Consider the following 671-nt stretch of genomic DNA (forward strand, 5'->3'; position numbering starts at 1 on the left):
CCACGGCGCGGGCGACGGCGGTGCCGAGGGCGGCGGCGAGGGCGGGGAGCGGTCCCGGCCGGCAGCCACGGGCTCCACCCTGTGGTCCTTCGAGGTGGTGCAGCAGGCCGGGCCCGGGGCCGGGGGCGGCGCCTGAGGGACGTAGACCGTCGCAGAGGCCGTCGCGGCCGCTGCAGAGGCCGTTCGTCACAGAGGCCGTCGTAGGGACGGACGGTCGTAGGGATAGACGGTCGTAGGGGCGGACGGTCATAGGGACGAGGACGCCCCCGGGCCCGTACTTTCGCAGTACGGGCCCGGGGGCGTCGGACGTTCAGCGGCTGCCGCAGTCCGTCGCCGCCTACTTCACCGGCTCCGGCTCCGGCGTGCTCTCGCCGGCCGTCTCGCCCGCCGGACCGGCCGGGGTCTTGACGGAGTCCAGCAGCAGCTGGGCGACGTCCACGACCTGGACGGACTCCTTGGCCTTGCCGTCGTTCTTCTTGCCGTTGACCGAGTCGGTCAGCATGACCAGGCAGAACGGGCAGGCGGTGGAGACGATGTCCGGGCCCAGGGCGAGGGCCTCGTCGACGCGCTCGTCGTTGATGCGCTTGCCGATCCGCTCCTCCATCCACATCCGGGCGCCGCCGGCGCCGCAGCAGAAGCCGCGCTCCTTGTGGCGGTGCATCTCCTCGTTG

General features: G+C 73.2%; 1 protein-coding gene. It reads right to left on the reverse strand.

The window, feature by feature from the left end; genetic code table 11:
• Window positions 1-337: 337 nt before the first annotated feature.
• A partial coding sequence (locus C1I97_RS38440; protein WP_258382955.1) for a heterodisulfide reductase-related iron-sulfur binding cluster occupies window positions 338-671 on the reverse strand: 334 nt, incomplete at its 5' end.

The sequence above is a fragment of the Streptomyces sp. NTH33 genome, assembly GCF_003236365.1.
GTDB lineage: Bacteria > Actinomycetota > Actinomycetes > Streptomycetales > Streptomycetaceae > Streptomyces.